21 protein-coding genes are annotated in these 20,277 nt (G+C 73.9%); 12 read left to right on the forward strand and 9 right to left on the reverse strand.

Translation table 11 applies throughout. The features are described 5' to 3' along the window. Nucleotides 1-7 precede the first annotated feature (7 nt). The 5 genes from ACFWJO_RS30730 to ACFWJO_RS30750 all read right to left on the reverse strand — a co-directional run bounded on the left by ACFWJO_RS30730 (nt 8) and on the right by ACFWJO_RS30750 (nt 5,348). A complete protein-coding gene (locus ACFWJO_RS30730; RefSeq protein WP_386870392.1) occupies nt 8-949 on the reverse strand; it encodes a bile acid:sodium symporter in 942 nt (313 codons plus the stop codon). 105 nt (nt 950-1,054) lie between these two features. After that, on the reverse strand, nt 1,055-1,276 hold the full coding sequence (locus ACFWJO_RS30735) for a ferredoxin (RefSeq protein ID WP_386870394.1): 222 nt from the start codon (nt 1,274-1,276) through the stop codon (nt 1,055-1,057). Next, complete coding sequence (locus tag ACFWJO_RS30740; RefSeq protein ID WP_386870396.1) at nt 1,273-2,472, reverse strand: cytochrome P450; 1,200 nt, start codon at nt 2,470-2,472, stop codon at nt 1,273-1,275. The genes ACFWJO_RS30735 and ACFWJO_RS30740 overlap by 4 nt, the downstream gene beginning before the upstream one ends. A 308-nt stretch (nt 2,473-2,780) precedes the next feature. Then, complete coding sequence (locus tag ACFWJO_RS30745; protein ID WP_386870398.1) at nt 2,781-4,388, reverse strand: acyl-CoA carboxylase subunit beta; 1,608 nt, start codon at nt 4,386-4,388, stop codon at nt 2,781-2,783. A gap of 165 nt (nt 4,389-4,553) precedes the next feature. Further along, nucleotides 4,554-5,348, reverse strand: coding sequence for a BTAD domain-containing putative transcriptional regulator (locus ACFWJO_RS30750; protein WP_386870400.1), 795 nt, complete (start codon nt 5,346-5,348; stop codon nt 4,554-4,556). A gap of 305 nt (nt 5,349-5,653) precedes the next feature. Here ACFWJO_RS30750 and ACFWJO_RS30755 point away from each other — a divergent pair, with 305 nt between their 5' ends. From ACFWJO_RS30755 to ACFWJO_RS30770, 4 genes are all read left to right on the forward strand, one after another. Further along, nucleotides 5,654-5,833, forward strand: coding sequence for a hypothetical protein (locus ACFWJO_RS30755; protein WP_386870402.1), 180 nt, complete (start codon nt 5,654-5,656; stop codon nt 5,831-5,833). Continuing rightward, entirely contained in the window at nt 5,830-8,100 is a 2,271-nt protein-coding gene (locus ACFWJO_RS30760) for a TOMM precursor leader peptide-binding protein (RefSeq protein WP_386870404.1), read from the forward strand. Before ACFWJO_RS30755 ends, ACFWJO_RS30760 begins: the two co-directional genes overlap by 4 nt. 93 nt (nt 8,101-8,193) lie before the next feature. After that, the gene (locus tag ACFWJO_RS30765) at nt 8,194-9,402 is read left to right on the forward strand and encodes a sensor histidine kinase (protein WP_386870406.1); all 1,209 of its coding nucleotides are present in this window, start codon (nt 8,194-8,196) and stop codon (nt 9,400-9,402) included. Between the two features lie 34 nt (nt 9,403-9,436). Next, nucleotides 9,437-10,045: a DNA-binding response regulator gene (locus tag ACFWJO_RS30770; protein WP_384422565.1), complete on the forward strand. Its 609-nt coding sequence runs from the start codon at nt 9,437-9,439 to the stop codon at nt 10,043-10,045. A 75-nt stretch (nt 10,046-10,120) separates the two neighbouring features. Here ACFWJO_RS30770 and ACFWJO_RS30775 read toward each other — a convergent pair whose 3' ends face one another. The 4 genes from ACFWJO_RS30775 to ACFWJO_RS30790 all read right to left on the reverse strand — a co-directional run bounded on the left by ACFWJO_RS30775 (nt 10,121) and on the right by ACFWJO_RS30790 (nt 14,236). Continuing rightward, complete coding sequence (locus ACFWJO_RS30775) at nt 10,121-11,356, reverse strand: acyltransferase domain-containing protein (protein WP_386870408.1); 1,236 nt, start codon at nt 11,354-11,356, stop codon at nt 10,121-10,123. Nucleotides 11,357-11,485: 129 nt separating this feature from the next. Continuing rightward, nucleotides 11,486-13,225: a fatty acyl-AMP ligase gene (locus ACFWJO_RS30780; protein ID WP_386870410.1), complete on the reverse strand. Its 1,740-nt coding sequence runs from the start codon at nt 13,223-13,225 to the stop codon at nt 11,486-11,488. A gap of 121 nt (nt 13,226-13,346) precedes the next feature. After that, the gene (locus tag ACFWJO_RS30785) at nt 13,347-13,571 is read right to left on the reverse strand and encodes an acyl-CoA carboxylase epsilon subunit (protein WP_386870412.1); all 225 of its coding nucleotides are present in this window, start codon (nt 13,569-13,571) and stop codon (nt 13,347-13,349) included. 62 nt (nt 13,572-13,633) lie between these two features. Further along, nucleotides 13,634-14,236, reverse strand: a complete 603-nt coding sequence (locus ACFWJO_RS30790) for a hypothetical protein (RefSeq protein ID WP_386870414.1) — start codon at nt 14,234-14,236, stop codon at nt 13,634-13,636. A 176-nt stretch (nt 14,237-14,412) separates the two neighbouring features. Here ACFWJO_RS30790 and ACFWJO_RS30795 point away from each other — a divergent pair, with 176 nt between their 5' ends. The 8 genes from ACFWJO_RS30795 (at nt 14,413) to ACFWJO_RS30830 (ending at nt 20,228) form a co-directional block, all read left to right on the forward strand. Beyond that, nucleotides 14,413-14,652, forward strand: a complete 240-nt coding sequence (locus ACFWJO_RS30795; RefSeq protein ID WP_386870416.1) for a hypothetical protein — start codon at nt 14,413-14,415, stop codon at nt 14,650-14,652. 89 nt (nt 14,653-14,741) lie between these two features. Then, nucleotides 14,742-16,451, forward strand: coding sequence for an acyl-CoA dehydrogenase family protein (locus ACFWJO_RS30800; protein ID WP_386870418.1), 1,710 nt, complete (start codon nt 14,742-14,744; stop codon nt 16,449-16,451). A 32-nt stretch (nt 16,452-16,483) separates the two neighbouring features. Then, nucleotides 16,484-17,218 (forward strand): 4'-phosphopantetheinyl transferase family protein, encoded by a 735-nt coding sequence (locus ACFWJO_RS30805; protein ID WP_386870420.1) that lies wholly within the window; start codon nt 16,484-16,486, stop codon nt 17,216-17,218. A 182-nt stretch (nt 17,219-17,400) separates the two neighbouring features. Further along, nucleotides 17,401-18,192, forward strand: coding sequence for a thioesterase II family protein (locus ACFWJO_RS30810; RefSeq protein ID WP_386870422.1), 792 nt, complete (start codon nt 17,401-17,403; stop codon nt 18,190-18,192). Between the two features lie 27 nt (nt 18,193-18,219). After that, the gene (locus ACFWJO_RS30815; RefSeq protein ID WP_386870424.1) at nt 18,220-19,044 is read left to right on the forward strand and encodes a BTAD domain-containing putative transcriptional regulator; all 825 of its coding nucleotides are present in this window, start codon (nt 18,220-18,222) and stop codon (nt 19,042-19,044) included. A 41-nt stretch (nt 19,045-19,085) separates the two neighbouring features. Beyond that, nucleotides 19,086-19,346: an acyl carrier protein gene (locus ACFWJO_RS30820; protein WP_384422563.1), complete on the forward strand. Its 261-nt coding sequence runs from the start codon at nt 19,086-19,088 to the stop codon at nt 19,344-19,346. 43 nt (nt 19,347-19,389) lie between these two features. Continuing rightward, nucleotides 19,390-19,779: a SchA/CurD-like domain-containing protein gene (locus ACFWJO_RS30825; protein ID WP_386870426.1), complete on the forward strand. Its 390-nt coding sequence runs from the start codon at nt 19,390-19,392 to the stop codon at nt 19,777-19,779. After that, nucleotides 19,776-20,228, forward strand: a complete 453-nt coding sequence (locus tag ACFWJO_RS30830) for a DUF1772 domain-containing protein (RefSeq protein WP_386870428.1) — start codon at nt 19,776-19,778, stop codon at nt 20,226-20,228. Before ACFWJO_RS30825 ends, ACFWJO_RS30830 begins: the two co-directional genes overlap by 4 nt. Nucleotides 20,229-20,277 lie beyond the last annotated feature (49 nt).

The raw sequence follows: 20,277 nt of genomic DNA on the forward strand, positions 1-20,277 counted from the left end.
CGCGCGTTCAGCCGGCCGGAAGGAGGCGGGGGACCAGGCGCACGTACACGACCATGCCCAGGACCTCGACGAGGGTCTGGGTGACCACCACCACGGCCGCGACCGCGAAGGCGTCGGGCAGGGCGAGGGCCAGCGGGAGGACGACCAGGGAGTTGCGGGTGGCGCCGGTGAAGACGACCGCCCGCGCGGCGCCCGTGCCGAGACGGAACAGGCGGGCGACGGCCCGGCCCGCGAAGGCCATGACCAGGAGGAACGCGACGTAGAACGGGACCACGGCGGCGACGTCGCCGAGGCTGCCGCCGAGCTTCGGGACCTGGGAGGCGACGACCGCGAAGAGGGTGGCCGCCATCAGCGGCACCATCGCCGTGGTCGCCGCGTCCGAGACCTTCCGGCCGGCCGGGCGCCGGGCCGCCCACGCCTGCAGCGCCCACGCCAGGGCGAGCGGGAGGACGATGAGGACGAGGAAGGCCTCGAAGAAGGGGCCGGGTTCCACGACGTCCGCGAGGCCGGAGCCCAGGAACACGTACAGGAATCCGGGCAGCAGCAGCATCTGCGCGACGAGGAGCAGCGGCGTCGCGGCGAGGAGGCGGCGGGCGGAGCCGCCGGCCAGGCCCGAGAAGACGATGACGTAGTCGACGCAGGGGCACAGCAGGACCAGCAGGACGCCGAGGCGGACCGCCTGGTCGGCGGGCAGGAACGGGAACAGGACGGCGACCACGAGGGGTACGACGACGAAGTTCACCACCAGGGCGGCTGCCAGGAAGCGGCCGTCGCGGAGGGAACGGAGCAGCTCGGCGGCGGGCACCTGGAGGAAGGTGACGAAGAGGAGGGCACCGAGCACGGGGCTGACGGCGTGCTCCAGACCGGGGCCGGCGGCCGGGGCGAGCCGTCCCAGCAGGCCGCCGCCGGCCATCGCGCCGAGGTAGATCCCGATCTGGCGGTCCTCCATCCACGGGACCGCTCCCTTGGCCTCCTGCTGCACACCGCTCCGTACGTCTCGCCGTCGTACCCCCTCGTGCCGGCCAGCGTACGTCGGCCTGCCGGGGGCGGGTGGCTAGGAGGGGTCGGTGTCCGGGTCCTGAAGGGTGATCGCGCCGGACGGGCAGACGCCGGCCGCCATCCGGGCGGCCGTCTGCTGGGAGGCGGGCGGGGTGGTGTGCAGGAGGAGGACGAGGCCGTCGTCGGGGTCCTGGTCGAAGACGTCCGGTGCCGTCATGGCGCACATCCCGGCGCCGATGCAGCGCTCGCGGTCGACGCTGAAGCGAGGCGAGGTCATGACGTCTCCTCGTCCCAGGTGACCGGCAGGCTCTTCAGTCCGAAGATGTCCGCGGTCTCCGGGCGCAGGGCGACCTCCTCGGCCGGTACGGCCAGACGCAGCGTGGGGAAGCGGTCGAGCAGCGCGCGGAACGCGACCCGCATCTCGACGCGGGCCAGCTGCTGGCCCAGGCACTGGTGGATGCCGTGGCTGAAGGCCAGGTGTCCGTCGTACTTCCGCCGGACGTCGAGGGTGTCCGGGTCGGCGAAGCGCTCGGGGTCGCGGTTGGCGGTGTGGAACGACAGGACCACCGTCGTGCCGGCCTCGATGATCTGGCCGGCCAGCTCGACGTCCTCGAGTGCCGTGCGGTGGAAGGTCTTGGCGACGCTCAGATAGCGCAGCAGCTCCTCCACGGCCCCGTCGGTGAGCGTGGGATCGTCGCGCAGCGCGGCCAGTTGCTCCGGGTTCCGGAGCAGGGCGAAGGTGCCGAGGGACAGCATGTTCGCGGTGGTGTCGAAGCCGGCGGCCAGGAGGATGAGGCTGATGCCCTTCAGTTCCTCGTCGGTGAGGTCGCTGTCGGTGAGCTCGCTGAGGATGTCGTCGGTGGGGTTGGCGCGCTTGGCAGCCACCAGCTCGGCGAGGTACTCCTGGGTCGCGGTGTAGGCGGCGATCAGCTCCTCGTCGCTCACCTCGCCGCCCATGAACGCGTCGATCTGCTCCTGGAAGGAGGCCCGGTCCTCGTACGGCACGCCCAGGATCTCGCAGATCACGATGGTCGGGATGGGCTTGGCGAACGCGGTCACCAGGTCAACCGGGCCCCCGGCCTCGGCCATCGCGTCGAGGCGTTCGGCGGTGATCTGCTCGATGCGCTCGGTCAGCATCCGCATCCGCCGGACGGTGAACCTGCCCACCAGCGGCTTGCGGTAGCGGCTGTGCTGCGGCTCGTCCATGAGCAGGAACTCGCCGGGCGGCGCCGGAGGCAGCTCGAAGTCGACCACGTTCAGGAGGTCCTTGCGGGAGCTGAACCGGGGGTCCGCCAGGACGGACCTGACCAGGTCGTAACCGGTGATCATCCAGCCGGGTTTGCCGCCGGGATGGGTGTAGCGGCTGATCGGGCCGTGCCGGCGGGCCTCGCTCAGCTCGGCCGGCGGGTCGAAGGGGCAGCCGGCCGGACGGGTCGTCGGCAGCGTGGTGACGGTGTGCGGAGATGCGCTCATGGCCATTCCTCAGCTCGCGGCGTATGCGGTTGACGCATCCCGAAAGCTACGTTGCGTTCAGGAAGTCGTCAATCAACTGAGAGGCCTTTTCCCTGGTGGGAGATGGGAAATTGATGCAATGACGGTGAAGGTGAAAGCAACGTCATGTTGCAATGAGATGGGTTGAAGGCAATGGTCGCCGTCCACTGCCCGCCGTCCACTGCCCGCCGTCCGCCGCCCGCCGCCGGCCGCCCGCCGCGAACGGGCCGGACGGGCGACGGGGCCGTCGCCCCTTCGGGCGGCGACCCCGTCGCGCCGGAGGCCCCGCGTCACATCGGCGGGTTGCCGTGCTTGCGCTCCGGGAGGGCGGCGTGCTTGCGACGCAGCATGGCGAGCGAGCGGATCAGGGTGCCGCGGGTGTCGGCGGGGTCGATGACGTCGTCGACCAGGCCGCGCTCTGCGGCGTAGTACGGGTGCATCAGCTCGGACTTGTACTCCTTGATGAGACGGCTCCGGGTCGCCTCGGGGTCGTCGGACGCGGCGATCTCGCGGCGGAAGACCACGTTGGCCGCGCCCTCCGCGCCCATCACCGCGATCTCGTTGGTCGGCCAGGCGAAGGAGAGGTCGGCGCCGATCGAGCGGGAGTCCATGACGATGTAGGCGCCGCCGTACGCCTTGCGCAGGACCAGGGAGATGCGGGGCACGGTCGCGTTGCAGTAGGCGTACAGGAGCTTGGCGCCGTGCCGGATGATGCCGTTGTGCTCCTGGTCGACGCCCGGCAGGAAGCCCGGCACGTCGACCAGCGTGACCAGCGGGATGTTGAAGGCGTCGCAGAACTGCACGAAGCGGGCGGCCTTCTCCGAGCCGTGGATGTCGAGGACGCCGGCCAGGGCGGTGGGCTGGTTCGCGACGATGCCCACCACATGGCCGTCCAGGCGGGCCAGCGCGCACACCACGTTCTGCGCCCACGCCTCGTGGACCTCGAAGAAGTCGCCGTCGTCGACGATCTCCTCGATCACGGCACGCATGTCGTACGCCTGCTGGGGCCCGGCCGGGACCAGGGAGGTCAGGGCCTCCGTGCGGCGGTCCGCCGGGTCGTCGGTGCGGACGACCGGGGGCAGTTCGCGGTTGTTCTGGGGGAGGAGGGACAGCAGGTGGCGGACGTCCGCGAGGCACTCGGCCTCGTCGTCGTAGACGAAACCGGACACGCCCGAGACGCCGGCGTGCACGTCGGCGCCGCCCAGGCCGTCATGGGTGATCTGCTCGCCGGTCACCGCCTGCACCACGTCCGGGCCCGTGATGAACATCTGGGAGGTGCCCCGCACCATGAACACGAAGTCGGTGAGGGCCGGCGAGTAGGCGGCCCCGCCCGCGCAGGGACCCAGGATCACGCTGATCTGCGGGATCACCCCGGAGGCGCGGGTGTTGCGGCGGAAGATGCCGCCGTACCCGGCGAGTGCCGTGACACCCTCCTGGATCCGGGCGCCCGCGCCGTCGCTGAGGCCCACGACGGGCGCGCCCGCCGCCTCCGCCAGGTCCATCACCTTGTGGATCTTCTCCGCGTGGGCCTCGCCCAGGGCACCGCCGAAGACCCGGAAGTCATGGGCGTACGCGAAGACCGTGCGGCCGTGCACCAGGCCCCAGCCGATGACCACGCCGTCGCCGTGCGGCTTGCGGGCCTCCAGGCCGAAGCCCGCGGCGCGGTGCCGGCGCAGTGGCTCGATCTCGGTGAACGAGCCCTCGTCGAAGAGCAGTTCCAGCCGCTCGGGCGCGGTGAGCTTGCCCTTGGCGTGCTGGCGCCGGGTGGCCTCGGGGTCGGGCCCGCGGCTCAGTTCCTCCTTCAGGCGTTGCAACTCGTCGGTGGAGCGGCGCAGATCGGGTTCGGGAGGGGAGGCTGGTGCGGGACTGTCGGCGAGGAGTTCGTCGAAGGTCGTCATTGCGGCACCGTAGGGGCCCGTACTCGAAGCCCCCGGTACCTCCCCTGGAGAACCGCTCGACCGGCCTTCACGCGCGAGGCCGGCCCGCCCGCGCGACACCCGCCCGAGGCCGGCCCGCCCGCGTGGTCTGCTCGCCACCCGTCGCCCGGGCGGTCCGTGCCGCGCTCAGTCCGCCGTCGCCGCCCGCAGTGCGTGGTCCGGGTCGCCCGAGAGGACCGCGCGGTGGAGCTCCTGGAGCGCGGCCGAGGGTTCGAGGCCGAGTTCGCTGACGAGCGAACCGCGCAGCCGCTGGTAGGCCTCCAGGGCCCGCCAGCTGCCGCCCGTGCGGTGCAGGGCGCGCATCAGCTGGGCGCAGAAGCCCTCGTGGAGCGGGTGGCGGGCGGCGAGCACCCGGAGCTCGGGCACCACCTCGGCGTGCCGGCCGAGCCGCAGGTCCGCCTCGATGCGGCGTTCGAGCGCGGTGGTGCGCTGCTCGTTCAGCCGCAGCACCTCCAGTTCGAGCACCGAGCCGGCCGGTACGTCGACCAGGGCCGGGCCCTGCCACAGGGCGAGGGCGCGGCGCAGCAGCTCGGACGCGGCGCGGTAGTCGCCGACCTCGAAGGCGGTGGCGCCGGCCGCGGCGAGCCGGTCGAACTCGTGGGCGTCGACCCGGCCGGGCTCCACCTGGAGCAGATAGCCGCCGAACCGGGTGACCAGGATGTCCTTGGCGTCGCGCCGCGGGTCGCCGTCGAGCGCGGCGGTGAGGCGTCGGCGCAGCTGGAGGATGTACGTCTGCAGCGTGGTGGAGGCGCTGCGGGGGATGCACTCGCCCCAGATCTCCTCCATCAGCGTCGGCACCGACACCACGCGGTCGGCGTGCAGGGCGAGCAGGGAAAGCAGTTGGCGGGGCTTGGCGGCGCTCGGCACCACAGACACGCCGCGCTCCTGCGCGGCGAGCGACCCCAGGATCTGGATGTCCATTCGGCTTTCTCCCCCTTGGGCCACGGCCGTCGGCGTCCCCGTGACGGCCCTTTCGGAGTCCGGCACTCGAGACTCGCACCGGAGCGGCTCGCGGCCCAGTGAGGGGAGCACGACCCCAATCATGAAAATGTCATGTCTCGCCGATGAGTGCTGCACTGCCGGAGGTTCCAGTTCCGACAGCACACTCTGGCCAGACGCCGAGGCCGGTTCCGGTTCCTCGACGCGGACGGTTCCGAGCGGGTGACGTGTCTCGTCTTCGCATTGCCGCGTCCGCCCGCCCACTTCGTTCATCACTGGGGGCACACATGAACATCACCGAAGACATCCTTCGTCTCGTTCCGTCGGAGAGCCGGACCGCCGAGTCCGGGCCGGCCGGCGGGCCGCTCGAGGAGATCCTGGTCGAGAGCCTGAGCCGTGCCGACGGCGGGCGCGCGAGCTGGTGCATGTGCATCTCGGCGGCGCTCGACGCCCGGGTGGGTGCGTGACCGAGGCACAGAGCCCGGCCCGCGGCCCGTTCGTGGCGCTCAAGCGTCACGTGCGGGCCGTGTCGGTCCCGGGGGAGGCGGTGTTCGTGTGGTCCGACCAGGACATGACCGCCGTGCGCGGTGCCGGCGCGGAAACCCTCCTCGGTCTGCTCGACGGCAGCCGTACCCTGCCCGAACTGCTCCAGGACGCCGCGGCGGCCATGCCGGCCGACGTGGCGGGCCGGGTGGTGCGGCGGCTGGCCGAGGCCAACCTGGTGGGATACCGCCACGGCGGGCCGTGCCCGGCCGGCCAGGCCGATCCGGCCGAGCGCTCGGCCGAGCGCTCCGCGGCGGAGGCGTACTGGGACCGCGCGGGGCTCGACGGCGCGGTCGCCGACGGCGCGGTGCGCGGCCGGGCGGTGGCGGTCATCGGTGTCGGCGAGGTGGACCGCGAGGCGGCCCGGGCGGCGTGCCGGGTCTCGGGCCTCAGACCGGTCGGCGAGGACGCCCGCGCCGACTTCGCGCTCGTGCTGTGCGAGGACTATCTGATGCCCGGTCTGGAGGAGGTGGCCGAGCGGTTACGGGCCGCGCGCCGGCCGTGGCTGCCGGCCAGTCCGTTCGCCGCCGAGCCGTGGACCGGCCCGGTCTTCGACCCGGAGGGCGACGGCGCCTGCTGGACCTGTCTGGCGCACCGGCTGCGCGAGCACCGCCGGGGCGAGCTGTCGGTGCGGCAGGCCCTGGGTCTCGACCGGCCCGGTGCGCGCCCCGCCTCCTCGCTGCCCGCCGTACGGGCCGTGGGCCTGCACAGCGCCGTCCTGGAGACGGCCAAGTGGCTGGCGGGGCTGCGTACGCCGGAGCAGCGGGCGGTGTGCGTCCTGGACGGCCTCACCCTGCGCACCGCCCACCACCCGGTGCTGCGCCGCCCGCAGTGTCCTTCCTGCGGGGATCCCTCGCTGGTCGCCGAGCGGACCCGGCGGCCGGTGGTGCCGGTGTCGCGGCCCAAGGCCGAGGGCTCGGGCAGCAACGACCGCGCGCTGTCCGCCGAACAGATGCTGGAGCGGTACGGCCATCTGATCGGCCCGGTCACCGGCATCGTGACCGAGGTCCGCCCCATGGCGGGGCTTCCGGAGGGCCTGCACGCCTACGACTCCGGGCACAACCTGGCCCTGCGCGGACACTCGCCGGCGAGCATGCGGCGCGTGCTGCGGGCGCGCAGCTCCGGCAAGGGCGCGACGGCGGCCGAGGCGCGGGCCAGTGCGCTCGGCGAGGCGGTGGAACGTTACTGCGCCACCCGGCAGGGCGACGAGATGACGGTCACCGACACGCTGGCCGGGCTCGGCGACGGCGCCGTCCACCCGAACGCGTACCAGCTGTTCCACGAACGCCAGTACGCCGACCGGGACCGCTGGAACGCCTCCCACACCCCGTTCCACCACGTGTGCGCGCCCTTCGACCCGCGGCGGCCCACCGACTGGACCCCGGTGTGGTCGCTCACCGCCGGCGCCCACCGGCTGCTGCCCACCTCCACGCTGTACTTCGACTGCGCGCCCGGCGGCTCACCGGACGGGCTGTGGGCCGACTCCAACGGCAACGCGGCGGGCAGCAGCACCGAGGACGCCGTGGTGCAGGGCTTCCTCGAACTGGTCGAGCGGGACGCGGTGGCGCTGTGGTGGTACAACCGGCTCCGCCGGCCGGGCATCGACCTGGACGCCTTCGACGAGCCGTGGCTCGCCGGGCTGCGCGAGGCGCTGGGACGGGCGGGCCGCCGCGTCTGGGCCCTCGACCTCACCTTCGACCTCGGGATCCCCGTCGTGGCGGCGGTGTCCCGGCGCGAGGGCGCCGAAGTGCAGGACGTCGTCTACGGGTTCGGGGCCCACTTCGACCCGCGTCTGGCGCTGCGCCGGGCGCTCACCGAGATGGTCCAGATGCTGCCGCCCGCGGCCGCCGGAGCGGCGCCCGGCACCCCGGCGCAGCCCCAACTCCTGCCCGATCCGGGGCAGTCGGCGCGCACACCGGCCTCCTGGCCGCCGTACGTCCGCAACGACGACCTGCTCGCCGACGTCGAGGCGGTCCGCGACCTGGTCGCGGCGCACGGTCTGGAGCTGCTCGTGCTCGACCAGACGCGGCCGGACGTCGGCATCCCGGTCGTGAAGGTGATCGTGCCCGGACTCCGTCACTTCTACGCCAGGTTCGCGCCGGGAAGGCTCTACGACGTGCCGGTCAGGCTCGGGCAACTGGCCCGGCCGACGCCCTACGAGGAGCTCAACTCCGTACCGCTGGCCTTGTAGTTCGCGGGAAGCGCCGGACTGGCCCCGGATCCGGTGGGTGTCGGATTATAGTTCGGACTCGCACACTCCCGACATCCATGCGAGGAGTCGAACATGGCGGGCCGTTTCCGGGTTTCGGACAACGACCTCATCAGGGATCTGCTGGCGCCGCGGTTCGCCCAGGGGATCAGCACGGTGGTCTTCGCGGGATACGGCGTCGTCACCCTGCTCAACGTGCAGAACGTGGTGTCGGGCACGCTCGGGCTCGTCCTGTGCACCGTCGCCGTGGCGGCGCTCTACACCCTGCAGATCCTGCTCACCTCGCCCCGCGCCCGCCGGTGGTCCGGCCGGCGCAGGGCGGCCATCCTGGTCTCCCAGGTCGTCCTCACCTTCGGGCCCATGGTGTGGCTGGGCATCGCCTGGGGAAGCATGGCGGGACCACTCGCCGGATCGATTCTCCTGATGCTTCCCGGCCGGATCGCCTGGCCCTGCTACGGCGCGGTCCCGCTGGCCATCCTCGGCTGGTCGGCCAGCGGCGGGATCTCGGCGCTCGAGACGGGCTACTACGCCGTCTCCACGGCGCTGACCGGCCTGGTCATCTACGGCCTCACCCGGCTCACCGACCTCGTCCGCGAGGTCCACGAGACCCGGGCCGAGATGGCCAGGATGGCGGTCACCCAGGAGCGGCTGCGGTTCGCGCGGGACCTGCACGACCTGCTCGGCTACAGCCTCTCCGCGATCACCCTCAAGTGCGAGCTGATCCACCGGCTCACCCCGGTCAACCCCGAACGGGCCCGTGAGGAGGTCGAATCGGTGCTCGGCGTGGCCCGGCAGGCCCTCGCCGACGTGCGTCTCGTCGCCAGCGGCTACCGGGACATGTCGCTGGCGGCGGAGGCCGAGTCGGTGGCGGAGGTCATGGCGGCGGCCGACGTGGAGACGAAGGTGGACATCGACTGCGGCCGGCTCCACCCGTTGGTGGACACCGTGCTCGCCACGGCCCTGCGCGAAGGCGTCACGAATATGCTCAGGCACAGCAAGGTGCAGTCGTGCGTCATCACGGTGCGGATCGAAGGAGAGGCAGTGCGGCTGGACCTGGTCAACGACGGCGTGGTCGCGCAGGACCGCCCCGACGCCCCGGACCGCGGCAGCGGCCTGGGCAACCTGCGGACCCGGCTCGCCGCGATCGGCGGCGAGATGCGCACCGGAGTCCTCGCCGGGAACCGGTTCCGGCTGACGGCGGTCGCCCCGCTCAGACCGTGCAAGGGCGAGGACGCCGAACCGCTGCTCGGCAGACGCGGGGACGCGGGCAGACAAGGCGTCTGAGCGCACACAGGACACATCGGGGGAGCTCATGCTGCTGATCAAGATCCTGCTCGCCGAGGACGTGCACATGGTCCGCGGCGCGCTGGTCGCGCTGCTGGAACTGGAGCCGGACCTCCAGGTCGTCGCGTCGGTGCCCCGCGGGGACCTCATCGTGCCGTCCGCACTGGAGTCCCGCCCGGACGTCGCCGTCATCGACATCGACCTGCCCGGGGTCGACGGGCTCACCGCGGCTGCCGAGCTGCACGACCGGGTGCCGGACTGCCGCACCCTCATCCTCACCAGCCTCGGCAGACCCGGCACGCTGCGGCGGGCGATGGCCGCGCGGGTGTCCGGCTTCCTGCTGAAGGACTCCCCGCCGTCGCGGCTGGCCCAGGCGGTGCGCTCGGTCGCCTCCGGTCAGCGGGTCATCGACCCCGAACTCGCCCTCAGCGCCTGGGAGGCCCCCGACAACCCGCTCTCCCCGCGCGAGACCCAGGTGCTGCGGCTCGCGGCCCGCGGCGCCGACGCCGTGGAGATCGCCGACCACCTCTTCCTGACCCAGGGGACCGTACGCAACTACCTCACCGCCATCGTCGACAAGCTCAACGCGCGTAACCGCATCGACGCGATCCGCATCGCGGAGGAGGCCGGCTGGATCCCGTAGGGCCTTGCCCGGCGGTCGGGGCCGGACCGGCACCGTGGGGTGCGCCGCCGGCCCCTCGCCCGCCCCGGGCCGCGGTCAGCCCTCCGACAACGGGCCCGCGTCGAGCTTCGACAGCACGCCCGCCAGGTGCACCGCGTCGCTCTCCGGGCCCCGGCACGCCGCCAGACAGACGGGCCCGCGCGCCCCGGCCATCCGCCGCAGGAACGGCGTGAGCACCGCCCGCGGACCGATCTCCACCACATGGCTCGGCCCCTGCTGCGCGAGCATCCGGCGGGCGGCGTCGGCGAACCGCACCGGCGTGGTGATCTGCGCCGTCCAGTACGCCGTCGACAGCGGCTCGTCGTACTCCCGGCCGTACACCGTGGAGTAGTACGGCAGTTCCGGCCGCCCGCCCGTCACGTGCCGGGCCGCCGCCTCGAAACGGGGCGTCATCGGCTGCATCAGCGGCGACTGGAAGGCGTGCTGGACCTGGAGGAAGGTGCTCGCGATGCCGACCGCGGCCAGCCGCTCCCGCACCCGCTCCAGGCCCGCGAGCGGCCCCGACAGGACCGTCGCGCGCGCCGCGTTGACCGCGCCGATCGTCACCTCGGGCTCCTCCGCCGCCGCGTCGGCCGCCTCGAACGGGCTCGCGCAGGTCGCCATCATCCCGCCGCCGGACGGCAGGTACTGCATGAAGGCACCGCGACAGCACACCAGCCGGGCCGCGTCGTCCAGGGCCAGCGCGCCCGCGACCACGGCCGCGGCGAGCTCGCCGATGCCGTGGCCGAGCACGGCGACCGGACGCACGCCCTCCTCCTCCACCAGCGTCATCGCCAGCGCGTAGCCGACGGCGAACAGGGCCGGCTGGGTCAGTGCCGTCTGGTGGACCCGGTCGTCCCCGTCGAGGATCAGCCCAGCCACCGAGCGCCCCAGGTACGGGGCGATCGCCTCGTCCGCCGCGGCGAGGTGACGCCGGTAGCCGGTGAGCTCCCGGTGCAGCCCGGCGGTCATCCGGGGATGCTGGGCGCCCTGCCCGGTGAACACGAACGCCGCCCGCACCCGCCCCGAGTTCCGGCGCATCCCGTGGCGCATCGCCAGGTAGTGCGCGAGATCGCGGACGGTCGGATGGGTCCACACGTCCGCCGGGTCGAACAGCGGGCCGAACTGCTCCTCGATCTCCCCGCACAGGCTGAGCAGGGCCACCGAGTCGAGGCCCCAGCCGGACAGGTCCTCGTCGTCGCCGACCTCCCGTCCCGCGTAGCGGCCGATCCGCTCGGTGAGCCAGGCGGCGAACTCCCTCTCGCCGGGCTCGCCCGGTGCCTTTCCGCTCATGTCTTCCCCCTGCTCCGTGGTCCTTCCCGCCGGCGGTTCGTCCGCCGGCCAGGGTCGCCCGCCGCTCGCGGCGCGGGCCCGCCGCCCCTCCGTTGTCCGTACGCGTCTTCCGCGCCCAGGGCCGGACCCCTAGGTCCGGCGCGGGCCCGCCGCTCCCACCAGGTCGTCGGCCAGGTACTGGTGCAGGGGCCGCAGACCGCCGTTCAGGAACAGGCGGCGCATCGCGACCCGTTCGACCTTGCCGCTGCTGGTGCGCCGGACGGTGCCCGGGCGCACCAGGAGCACGCCCGCGACCGCCACCTCGAACTCCTCGCTGAGGCAGCGCCGTACGTCCGTCACCAGCTCCTCCAGGTCCAGCGCGTACCGCTGGCTGGTCCGCAACTCCTGCACCACCACCACGCGTTCGCGGTCTCCCGGTACGGAGAAGGCCGAGCCGGTGCCGAACAGCGTGCTGACCCGCTGGACGGTGCGCTCCACGTCCTGCGGGTAGAGATTGCGGCCCGCGACCATGATCACGTCCTTCAGGCGGCCCGTGACGTAGAGCCGGCCGCCGGCCACCGTGCCGAGGTCGCCGGTACGCAGCATCCCGCCCGTCCCGTCGGTCGTCACGGCGCCGAAGCGCTCCGCGGTCGCCGAGCGGTCGCGCCAGTACGCGGAGGCGACGCCCGGCCCGCCGACCCAGATCTCGCCGACCTGCCCGTCCGGCAGCTCCCGGCGGCTCTCCGGGTCCACGACCAGCACCCGGCCGGCCGCCGCGTCCACCCGGCCGCACGACACCAGGGTGCGGGCCGGCCGCCCGGGCCGCGCCTCGCGCACCAGGCCCTGCTCCAGGGCCTCGCCGTCGACCGTCCGCTCGCCCTCCGCCGACGGGCCGCCGGAGACCAGGAGCGTCGCCTCGGCCAGCCCGTACGCCGCGTACATCGCCTCCGGGCGCAGGCCCGCGGGCGCGAAGCGCTCGATGAACGCCCGCCGGGTCCTCCCGCACACCGGCTCACCGCCGGAGATCGCGACCCGCCAGCCCGACAGGTCGAGCCCGGCCAGCTCCTCGTCCGAGACCCGCCGCGCGCACAGCTCGTACGCGAAGTCCGGGGCGCCGCTCACCTCGATCCCGTACCGTCCGACGGCCTCGAGCCAGCGGGCGGGCCGCCGGACGAAGGCCTCGGGCGACAGCGTGACGGCGGTCGCCCCGAGCCACAGCGGATGCAGCAACTGCCCCACCAGGCCCATGTCGTGGTGGAACGGCAGCCAGCCGCCGATCCGCGCGTCCGGCCCCGCGCCGAGCAGCCGGGCCAGCGCCTCCTGGTTGGCGAGGAGGTTGCGGTGGGTCACCACCACGCCCTTCGGGCTGCCCGTGGAGCCGGACGAGAACTGCAGGTACGCCACCGTGTCCGGGTCCGGCTCCGGCAGCCGCTCGGTGCCCGTCCCGGCGACCGCGTCGGCCGCGAGACAGGGCACCGAGCCGTGGCCGTGCCGGGCGAGCAGCCGTGAGACGTCCGGGGCGAGCGACGCGCAGGTGAGCGCGGCCCGCGGGGAGGTCTGCCGGACGATCCCGGCCACCCGCTCCTCGTGGTGGCTGCGGCCGCCGTAGGGAGGAACCGGCACGGCGACCGCCCCGGCGTACAGGCACGCCAGGAACGACACCGCGAACTGGCTCCGGGAGTCGTGCAGCAGCAGCACCGGCTCCCCGGCGGCGCCGTCCGCGACCAGCCGGCCGGCCAGCCGGCGGGCCTGGGTGTCGAGCGCGCGGTACGAGACCGTGGCGGGGCGACCGCGTTCGTCGCTGTCCGGCAGCATGAGCAGCGCGGTGCGCTCGGGCGTCCGCTCGGCTCTGTCGATCATCAGTTCGGTGAACGTGCGATAGTCGCTCATTCCGGCCCCCTGCGTGTCGTACGGGCGCTGACGCCCCCGACGTCGGCGCCCGTTTCACCCGCCACTCGACCGTAGGTACGACGTCTAGAAGCGCACTCGACCGCGGCTGGGCCGGGCGGCGTCAGTGAGCCGCGGTCCATCCGACCCGCGGCCGCGTCCGGCGTGCCGCTCCCCACGGCGCCCGCGCCGCCCCGCCCGCCGTCTCCTCGGCGTCGTCCTCCGCGCCCGCCGCGCCCGCCGCACGCAGTCTGGCCAGCAGTACGGCCGTCACCGCGGCGAGCTCCACGGGGTCCGGCCGGCCCCGCACCACGACGAACGCCGGCTGCGTCTTCTCGGTCTCGTCCATGCCGTCGATGCTTGGCTCGCGCGCTCGAGAAGCCCTCGGGGAAGGGTCGGGCGCAGGGCCCGTCAGAGCGTCGGCAGCGGCCGGGCGACGTCCTCCGTCAGGCGGGCCGTGGCCGCGAGGCGGGCGCGGGCCGCGCTCCAGGGCGTGCTCGCGCGGACGCGGTCGTCGGCCGTGGGGTCGTGCCACCACAGCAGGCCCGTGTAGGCGTACGGGTCGGTGACCGAGCGCAGCAGGAGACTGCCGCCGAAGGCGTCCTCGGCGACGCACAGGCCGACGAGGGAGCCGAAGTCCAGCTCGAAGCGCTCCGGGTCGGCGGCGTGGTCCACCGTGGCGCGCAGGAGGACCAGCCGGGCCGCCTCGGCGGGCGTGCCGTTCGGGGCCATCCGGCCGACCGTGACCAGGAGTTCCGTCTCCGCCGCCGCGGGTGGGACCGCCGGCTCCTCGTGCGCCGCGCGCAGCAGGCGGTCGAGGCCGGTCCAGCGGTCGAGGTGGACGTAGCGGCCGGGGGGCCCGGCCAGGGTGGCGGTCAGCCGGGACACGAAGCCCCTGCGGGACGCCCTGCGGCGGGCGTAGGCGAGGAGTCGCGGCTCGAACGTGCCGGGCGGCGCGGTGGTGGCGAAGTGCCCGATCACGGTCAGTTCAGGTTCACGCTCGCGTGGGTACACCGCCCGGCCCCCCTTCTCGTCCCGGTGGTGCATGCAGTCCAAGGCATCCGATCACACGCCGCTCGAGTACCGCTCGAGCACGGCCGGGAGCCGCGCGCACGAGAGTTCCTCGAGGATCCACCGAGCCGCCGCGGCGATCGTGGCCTTTCCCCGAATCTCAGAAGGGACGGCACGACATGCCCGCAACCGGAAACGGCGACCCCGTGGCCACCCGAGTGCTCCTCGGGCGGCTCGCGCGGTCGGTGTGGACCTCACTGGTGGCCTACGGCTCCATGTGGGTGCCCGTGGACCAGAACCCGCTCTGGCAGCAGTACCTGCAGGGCAGGGACGCGGACCCGCGGTCGACGGACCCGTCGTCCGCGCCCGGCGGAAACGACGGAACCGATTCTGGCCGGAAGACCTTGAGCGCGAATTGAGCGGTGCCCGCCGAGCGGCGGGCAGCACGAGAACGGCGGCGCGAGCACGACGGCGGGCCCCGTGGGCGAGAGCAGGACGGAGGGATGGCATGACGACGGTGGTGGACCCGGTGGACTCCTCGGAGGTCGCCGTCCAGGAACGCATCGCCCGGCTGGAACACGACTTCGGGGACCTCGACGACCCGGGCAACCCGCTCGGCGCCCAGCAGTTCCTGGCCGCCGACGAAGGGCAGCGGCTGCTGCCGGCCGCCGAGCGGCTGCTCGACCGCTTCGGCCTGAACGCCGAGTTCGTGCCCGCCGAACTGGGCGGCAGGCTCGACCGGCTCGACGCCCTCGCCCGGGTGCTGCGCGCGGTGTTCCGGCGCGACGCGGCGCTGGGCCTGGGCTACGGCCTCACCTCGTACCTGGCCGCGGTCGTCGTGTGGACGGCCGGGACCCCGGGCCAGCGGCGGGACACCGCCGGACTGCTGCTCGCCCAGGGCCGGATGGCCTGCGCCTATCCCGAGCCGCCGCAGCGCAACGACTTCCTGCACAACCGGCTCACCGCCGTGCCGGACGGCTCCGGCTACCGCATCGCCGGCCGCAAGGACGCCTTCAACAACGCGGCCCGCGCCGGGGCCCTCGTCCTCTTCGCGGACACGCCCGACGGGCTGAGCGCCCTCCTGGCGCCGGGCCCCGCGGACCCCGACGGCGCCGGGATCCGGCTGCTGCCGCGCCGCCCGACCGTCGGCGTGCGCGGCTGCGCCGTCCAGGGGCTCGCCTTCGACGGCGACCGGCCGGCCACCGGGCGGCTGCTCGGGGCGGCCGGCGAGGGGACCCGGCTCGCCGAGCACGTCTTCCCGCTCACCCGCAGCGCCGGTCTGTCGATGGCCCTGGGCTGCGCCGACACCGCCCTGCGCACCACGACGGCCTTCGCCCGCTCGCGCCGCCAGCGCAGCCCGTCCTCGCTGCACTCCTCGCGCACCCGCACCGCGCTCGTGAACGCCTTCACCGACCTGCTGGTGTGCGACTGCCTGTCGCTCGTCGCCACCCGGGCGGCGCACGTGCTGCCGCGGGAGAGCCGGACCCTGGCCGCCGTCGCCAAGTACCTGCTGCCGATGATCCTCACCGAGACGATGGACGACCTGTCGATCGTGCTCGGCTCCGAGGCGTACGCCACCAGCGGGAGTTACGCGATCTTCCAGAAGACCGCGCGCGATCTCCCCATGCTCGGCCTGGGCAGCGCCGGAGCCTCGGCCAGCAGGGCCGTGCTCGTCGGGCAGCTGCTGCGGCTGCCCTCGCTCGCCGGGGCCGGGGACGACGGCGGACTCGCCCGGCTCTTCCGGCCGTTCGACGCCGGACTGCCGCCCTGCGAGGTGGGGGAGAACGGGCTGCCCGCCGACCGGGACTCGCTGCTCGGCTCCCTGGAGGAGTCCGCGCGGCACGCCGAAGGACCGCTCGCCGAGGCCGCCGGGGTGCTCGTGGCGCAGCTCGGCGCGCTGCGCGAGGGCTGCGCCGAACTCGCCGCCCGGCCCGCCGCGCAGCAGCTCGGCCCGCGTGCCTACGCGCTGGCCGACCGCTACGCGCTGCTCGTCGCGGGCGCCGCCTGCCTGGGCGTGTGGCGCCACCGTCCGGCCGGCGGCTTCCTCGCCGGGCCGGACTGGGCGGCGACCGCGCTCACCCGCGTCGCCGGCCGGCTCGACCGCTCGGCGGTCCGGATGCCGGCGGAGCCCGCCGACCACCTGCTCGCCGAGCTGCTCCACCGCTTCGACGACGCCCGCAGCTACGACCTGTACGCGACCGCGCTGGGGCGCTCGTGACCGTACGTCCGGCGTGAACGAGGAGGTTCGACATGGAGCGGCCGGTGCGGCACCCGGGAGGCGGGAGCCCGTGGCAGGAGGTGCGGGACGCGGTCGCCGTGCGCGGCAGCTGTGTGGTGTACGCGGCCGTCGACGACTGGGTGCCCGCGGACGTAGGCGCGCCGGACGTCGCCGCCGACCTCGGGGCGGACGACCACGCCCGCCTGGTCCGGATGCCCGCCTCGCGCAACCGGGACCGGTTCGTCGCCGCCCGGCTGCTGCTCAAGTCCGCGGCGGGCGCCGTGCTGGGCGCCCCGCCGAGCGAGCTCGAACTGGCGTACAAACCGGGCGGCCGTCCGTACCTGCGCGGCATCGACCAGCTGGAGATCGGCCTCAGCCACACGGAGGGCCTCCTGGTGGTGGGCCTGACCAGGGTCGGCCGGATCGGCGTGGACACCGAGCCGGCCGACCGGCGGATGCTGGAGCTCGGCACCGAGCACAAGGCCTGCACCCCCTACGAGCTGGAGTGCCTGGAGGAGGTGCCGCCGGAGCGGCGCAACCGGGACCTCGTCCGCCTGTGGACGCTGAAGGAGGCCTACAGCAAGGCCATCGGCCAGGGACTGAGGTTCCGCTTCACCGAGTTCGGGTTCAGTCCGCCGGGCGGACCGATCCGCATGCTGCTGCCCGACGGCACGCCCCGCACCGCCCGGGAGTGGACCTTCCACAGCTGGCTGGTCGAGGACGCCTACACCGTCAGCGCCGCCGTGAAGGACCCCGGCTTCGGCTAGGACCTGTCCCAGGGCGCGCAGACGGGGCTCCACCGCCAGTTGAGCGATGACCGAGGCCCTGCGGTGACCCTCTCCTCGCGCATCTGACCGAAAAGGTGCGGCGCAGGAGCGTGCGGCCGGGATCCGGCCGACCGGTGCGGAGGAACGGCGCGCCGAGGAGTGCGGCGACGAAGGGGGATCGGGTGCAGCGCTATCTCGCGGTCCGGCCGGGGCCCGCCAGTGACGGGGTCCGGCTGTTCTGCTTCCATCACGCCGGCGGAGGCGCCATGACCTTCGCCGGCTGGCAGCGGCGCATCGGCGCCGGCGTGTCGGTGCTGCCGGTACGGCTGCCCGGCCGGGAGTCCCGGCGGCGCGAGGAACGGATCACCGACGGCGCGCGTCTCGTCGAGGAGCTCCAGGAGGACCTGGGCCCGCTGCTCGACGAGCCGCACGCCTTCTACGGGCACAGCCTGGGGGCGCTCGTCGCCTACCGGTTCGCCGAGCACCGGGTGCGCGCCGGGCGGCGCCCGCCCGAGCTGCTCGCGGTCGGCGCCTGCTCGGCGCCGCACCTGCCCGCCCCGATCCTCGAGACCCTCCTCAGCCCGGAACTCCCGGACGAGGAGCTGATCACGGCCCTGGGCGACAAGGAGTCCATCCCGGCTCCGCTGCGCAACCGGATCGGCTGGCTCGCCGGCACCCTCGCCACCCTGCGCACCGATCTGCTGCTCGCCCAGGACCTGCGGTCCACACCCGTGACCGCGCTGCCGTGCCCTCTGGAGGCCTTCGCGGGCGAGGTCGACCCGCTGGTCTCCGCGCCCGAGGTGCACGCCTGGCAGGACTGCACCACGACCCGATTCCGGCTGCGGACCGTCCGCGGCACGCACTTCTTCGTACGGGGCCGTGACGTGCCCCGTGCGATGGGGGAGGCCCTGCGGGCCCCTGCGACAGGACCTGACGCGGCGCGCCCCGGCACGGCGCCGCACCAGGCCGGCTGATCCACGTAACCCGAAGGAGATCCGCGCATGGACATCAGCGTGCTAGGCCCGTTCCGGGCCACCCTGTCCGGGGTGCCGGTGCACCTCACGGCGGTCAAACCGCGCAAGGTCTTCGCGCTGCTCGCCCTCCAGGCGGACGAGGTCGTCTCGGTGGCCTCGCTGGTGGAGGAGGTGTGGGGCGAGCATCCGCCGCGCAGCGTCCAGACCACCCTGCAGACGTACATCCTGCAGATCCGCAACGCCATCGGGGCCGCGCTCGGCGCCGGTGCCGAGCGCGAGTCCCTGCCGAACGGCGCCAAGAGCGTGCTCGTCACCGAGCCGGGCGGATACCGGCTGGACATCCACGGCGGTCTGCTCGACGCCCACGAGTTCGACGCGCTGTCCTCGGCCGGCCACCGGGCCCTGCACCAGGGCGACTGGGCCGGGGCCTCCTCGTACTTCGGCCGGGCGCTGTCCCTGTGGCACGGCCGCGCGCTGGCCGACGTCCAGTGCGGCTCGCTCCTGGAGGTGGAGGCCACCCGGCTCGACGAGTCGCGGATGAGCGTCCTTCAGCGGCGGATCGAGGCAGACCTGAGGCTGGGGCGCCATCATGAGCTCGTCGGCGAGCTCTCCGGGCTCGCCGCGCGTCATCCCCTGCACGAGGCGGTGCACGAGCAGCTGATGCTCGCGCTGTACCGGGTCGGGCGCCGCAGCGACGCCCTGTCCGTCTACCGGCAGCTGCGCCGCTGCCTGAACCAGAGCCTCGGACTCGACCCCTCGCCCAGCGTCGAGCACCTGCACCAGGCGGTGCTCGACTCCTCGCCGCGGCTGGACCTGGACGCGACGGGTCCGCAGCTGGCGAGCGCCAAGTGACCGACTCATCGAACGAATCGAGAGGAAGCATCGTGACTGACATGAACCTGTCCGAGCTGGGGGCGCTCCTGCTCGAGTGCGTCGGCGCGCCCGAGGAGGGCATGGCGCTGGAGGGCGAGGAGGCCCTCGACACCCCGTTCCTGGAGTTCGGCTACGACTCCCTCGCCCTCCTCCAGGCCACCAGCGTGATCAACCGCACGTACGGGATCGTCCTCGACGACGACGCCGTCATGGAGGCCGAGACCCCGCGGATGCTGCTCGCGCTGATCGGCACGGCGCCCCGGGCCGGCGCGGTCCGCTGACCGCGGGCCCGCCCCGACCGACGAAGCCGACGGAGGAGAACCGATGCCCTACGCAGCCATCACCTACCGGGTCAAGCCCGGCCACGAGGAAGAGATCGCCAGGATCTTCGGCGAGTTCCAGAGAGTGGACACGCCCGAGTTCACGGACGGCGACGGCGAGCAGGCCGGCCGGCTGCTCGGCACGGCCGTGTTCGTCAAGGACGACGTCGTCGTCCGGGTCATCCACTACGAGGGCGACTTCGCGGCCATCGGCCGGCACATGGCCGCCCAGCAGGGCGTCCACACCGCGGAGGCCGCGCTCGCGCCGTACCTCGCCGAGCCGCGCGACACCAGCTCGCCCCAGGCGTTCGCCGCGTACTTCCGCGACGCCACCATGCGCACCGTGGCCCAGCTGACCGTGGACACCCACCCCTCGGGGGCCCGGGCGTCATGACCGAGGTGCTGGCCGTCGCGGCCGTGCTCGGCAGCGGTGTCACCGCCGGAGTGCTGTTCGCCGTCGCGCTGAGCGTGCTGCCCGCGCTGTTCGCGATGGACAACGGCACCTACGTGCACGCGCACCAGCTGCTCGGCCGCAACTGGGACCCCACGATGCCCGTCATCGTCCTGAGCAGCACCCTGGTCGACGGCGTGCTCGCCGTGGCGGCCGGCGGCGCCGCGCGCCCGCTGTTCGCGGCCGCCGCGGTGCTGCTCCTCGGCGTCTCCGGGGTGTCCCACCTGTGCAACGTCCCCATCAACCGCCGGGTCAAGGCGATCGCCGACCCGTCCGTCATCCCGCCGGACTGGGAGGACCCGCGCCCGCTGTGGCGCCGCTGGCACTACCTGCGCACGGCCCTGGCCGTCGTGGCCCTGGTGCTCAACGGGGCAGCCCTGACCGTGATCTGATCCACCGCCACATCCGTCAGGCCGCACTCCCGGGGTTCCGGGGTGCGGC

The sequence above is a fragment of the Streptomyces sp. NPDC127092 genome (assembly GCF_042722475.1).
Taxonomy (GTDB): Bacteria; Actinomycetota; Actinomycetes; order Streptomycetales; family Streptomycetaceae; genus Streptomyces.